The following is a 3,395-nucleotide window of genomic DNA, read 5'->3' on the forward strand; positions in this document are numbered from 1 at the left end:
GCCGAGCAGTCGCACCCGGGCCGGGGGGCCGTCCGGCTCGGCAATTTCCGCCGACAGGCACGCCGGAATCCAGTACCGGCGCAGCAGATTCCCCATCTGCGTGCCCGGGCCGACGCGGGTCAGGATCCCGTTGTCTTCGGCTGACAGCACGGCGCACCTCCAACGTGGCCCGGTGATTGGCCCTGCTGTCACCCTGTCGCGTGAATCGGGGAGCGTCAACATGTGACCGAACAACAGTCACAACGGGCCCGTTCGGAATAAACAGTGTTAATTTGGATCATAGGCATCTTTAATGATCTCGCCGGTTCCGCTAACTGGTGCGCCGGCCTGACAATAAGGACACGCCACCTTCCAGCGGCAATGGAGCGAGTGAATGAGAAGAGCAGCGAAAAGTACCCGGTACGCGGTCAGCGCCGCCCTGCTCGCACTGGCGGCGGCGACGACCGCGGCGTGCAGCAGCAGCCCGTCAAGCTCCTCGAGCACCAGCGCTGCGAGCGGCACCGGCAGCAGCGCGAGCGCCTCGGGCGGCAGCGGCACGGCGACCGTCACCAACGTCACCCTCGGCTACGTCCCGTACTCCGACGACGCGTCGCTGTTCTACGCGCAGAACAGCGGGATCTTCCGCAAGCACGGCCTGAACGTCAGCTTCGTCGCCCAGGCCAGCCCCGTCGCCGTCGAGGCGTCCATGGCCAGCGGCACCGAACAGTTCGGCTTCATCACCACCCCGGTGCTGATCAATCTCAACTCCAAGGGCGTCGGCGTCAAGTGCGTGTCCACCGTGGACGGCAACGAGCCGACCAACCCCGCGAACGACAGCACGGTGCTCGTCGCCGCCAAGGGCTCGGGGATCACAGGCATCAAGGACCTGGCCGGCAAGAACGTCGCCGAGGTGCAGCTCACCTCGCTGAACTCGCTGTCGGTCATGGTGCTGGCCAAGCAGGCCGGGATCGACCCGGCGTCCATCCACCAGATCGCGATCCCGTTCCCGCAGATGCCCGCCGCGCTGTCCCAGGGCCGGGTGCAGGCCGCGGTGATCGTCGCGCCGTTCACGCAGACGGCGACCGGCGAGGGCGCGACCGTGCTCACCCACCCGAACCAGGTCCTGTTCCCGAACGGCACCCTCACCTGCCTCGACGCCATGAACTCCTACATCTCGGCCAACCCGACAATCGTCAGCGAGTTCCGCGCGGCGATGGACGAGTCGGTCGCGTACTCGGCGACGCACCAGTCGGTGGTGAAGCAGACGCTCGCGAAAGGCCTGAGCCTGCCCATGGCGGTCGCGGAGAAGCAGATCCTGGCCACCAACTTCAGCACCACGTTCAACACGGCATCGATCGGGCAGATCGAGAACGACATGAAGCAGTTCGGCATCATCACCTCGGAGCCGCCGGCCTCGTCGCTGCTCTGGAACCCGTGACCGTCCGCTGGCCCACGCTCAGGCCCTGGCTGCTCAGGCTGGGCGTGCTGGCCGCCGCGCTCGGCCTGTGGCAGTGGCTGAGCGCGGCGGGGGTCATCCGCGCCGACGAGTTCCCGTCGATGACGCAGACCGCGAGCGCGCTGTGGGACCTGGCGTCGACCGCCACGCTGTGGACCGCGATCGGGCAGACGCTGGAAGGCTGGGCGATCGGGCTAGCCATCGGGACCGCGGCCGCGCTGGCGGTCGGCACGCTCATCGCGCTGAACCAGTTCGCCTACCGCAGCGTGATCGGCGTGATCGAGTTCTTCAAGGCGATCCCGGTGATCGCGATCCTGCCGATCGGCCTCGTGCTGTGGGGCGCCACGCTGACGATGAAGTTCGCGCTGGTCGCGTTCGCGGTGTTCTGGCCGCTGGTGATCCAGGTCTGCTACGGCGTCAGGTCAATCGACCCGGTGGTGCGCGACACCGCGACCGTGCTGCGGCTGCGCGGCCCGCGCAGGTTCGTCACGGTGACAGTGCCGAGCGCGGCGCCGTACGTCGCGACCGGCCTGCGCGTCGCGGCCGCCGTCGCGCTGGTCGTGGCCATCATCACCGAGCTGATCGGTGGCGGCACCGGCATCGGCGAGCGCATCCTGCTGGCGGAGAACGCGGGCCCGGCCGCCTACCCGGTCATGTACGCGTACATCGTGGTCGCCGGCTTGCTCGGGGTGCTGCTGGCGGGCGCGTTCACGGTCGCGGAACGGTACGCGCTGCACTGGCACGAGTCGCAGCGGGTTGCCGTTGATCTTTATCCCGAACGTACGTTGGTGACTGCCGTTGCCGTCTTATCTCCGGCTGGCCCCTTACCTCAGGCTAATGGGGCGGGCGCTGACCCGGGTCTGGCTGTTCGCCGTCTTGTTCCTCGCCTGGTGGCTATGGTCGACGGGGTCGAAGTCGCTCTACTTCCCGCCGCTGTCGTCGATCCTCAAGGCGGTGTGGGACCAGTGGGTGACCGGGCCCGCCCGCGCCGAGCTCTCCTCATCGCTCGAGCACCTGCTCGTGGGCTACGGGATCGCCGCCGTGGCGGGCATCGGGCTCGGCGCGGCGCTGTGGTCGCTGCGGTACGCCAGGGAGGCGACGGCGCCGTACCTGTACTTCCTGTACGTGCTGCCCGCGCCGGTGCTCGTGCCGGCCGCGCTGACCCTGTTCGGCATCGGGTTCACGATGAAGGTGGTGCTCATCGCGTTCGCGGCGCTGTGGCCGACGCTGCTCAACACGCTGGACGGCATGCGCGGCGTCGACGCCGTCAAGCTCGACACCTCGAAGGTGCTCGGGCTGTCGTGGACGCGGAACGTGTTCCAGGTCGTGATGCCGGCCGCCTCGCCGCAGATCGTCGCGGGGCTGCGCAACAGCCTGCAGGTCGCGATCATCCTGATGGTGGTCAGCGAGTGGGAGGCGTCGAGCGACGGCATCGGCTATTACCTGTCGAATGCCCAGCAGTCCTTCGACTACACGGGCATGTGGTCGGGGATCATCGTGCTCGCGATCATCGGGATCGTGGCGAACCTGCTGTTCGTCGCGGCGGAGAACCGGGTCTTGCACTGGCACTACGGCCAGCGCGCCGTGGAGGGGGTGTCGCGATGACAGAGCCGGGCACGGCGAGCGGCGTGACCGAGGGAACCGGCACGCCGGTCGTATCGCTGCGGCAGGTGCGCAAGGTGTACGCCAGCGCGGCCGGGCCGCGCACCGCGCTCGCGGATATCACGTTCGACGTGGCGCGGGGCGAGTTCGCGTGCGTGGTCGGGCCGAGCGGCGCGGGCAAGACCACGCTGCTGCGCTGCCTGGCGGGGCTGATGCCGCCGACGTCGGGCGAGGCGCTGTTCGAGGGCGCGCCGCTGCGCTCGGTCCCCGACGGGATCGGGGTCGTGTTCCAGGACTACGGCCGGTCGCTGTTCCCGTGGCTGACCGTGGCGCGCAACGTGGAGCTGCCGCTGCGGGT

Annotated in this window: 4 protein-coding genes and 1 pseudogene; 4 read left to right on the forward strand and 1 reads right to left on the reverse strand. The window is 68.8% G+C overall.

The annotated features are described in order from the left end of the window. Positions 1-373 precede the first annotated feature (373 nt). Complete coding sequence (locus WA805_RS21025; protein ID WP_425243177.1) at positions 374-1,417, forward strand: ABC transporter substrate-binding protein; 1,044 nt, start codon at positions 374-376, stop codon at positions 1,415-1,417. Here the strand turns inward: WA805_RS21025 and WA805_RS21030 are convergent. Beyond that, entirely contained in the window at positions 1,374-1,673 is a 300-nt protein-coding gene (locus WA805_RS21030) for a hypothetical protein (protein ID WP_422289063.1), read from the reverse strand. The two genes, WA805_RS21025 and WA805_RS21030, sit on opposite strands and share 44 nt — an antisense overlap. Positions 1,674-1,710: 37 nt before the next feature. Here WA805_RS21030 and WA805_RS21035 point away from each other — a divergent pair. From WA805_RS21035 to WA805_RS21045, 3 genes and pseudogenes are all read left to right on the forward strand, one after another. Next, positions 1,711-2,085, forward strand: a pseudogene (locus tag WA805_RS21035) (ABC transporter permease); the annotation flags it as partial. Positions 2,086-2,272: 187 nt separating this feature from the next. Next, entirely contained in the window at positions 2,273-3,040 is a 768-nt protein-coding gene (locus tag WA805_RS21040; protein WP_422340807.1) for an ABC transporter permease, read from the forward strand. Continuing rightward, a partial coding sequence (locus tag WA805_RS21045; protein WP_425243178.1) for an ATP-binding cassette domain-containing protein occupies positions 3,037-3,395 on the forward strand: 359 nt, incomplete at its 3' end. The genes WA805_RS21040 and WA805_RS21045, both read left to right, overlap by 4 nt.

It is taken from the genome of Trebonia sp., assembly GCF_049794275.1.
Lineage (GTDB): Bacteria > Actinomycetota > Actinomycetes > Streptosporangiales > Streptosporangiaceae > Trebonia.

What these genes read in the sequence shown, in the direction of transcription:
- WA805_RS21025 (WP_425243177.1), top strand. Translation starts at nt 374, where the DNA reads ATGAGAAGAGCAGCGAAAAGTACCCGGTACGCGGTCAGCGCCGCCCTG.
- WA805_RS21030 (WP_422289063.1), bottom strand. Translation starts at nt 1,673, where the DNA reads ATGAGCGTGCCGACCGCCAGCGCGGCCGCGGTCCCGATGGCTAGCCCG.
- WA805_RS21040 (WP_422340807.1), top strand. Translation starts at nt 2,273, where the DNA reads ATGGGGCGGGCGCTGACCCGGGTCTGGCTGTTCGCCGTCTTGTTCCTC.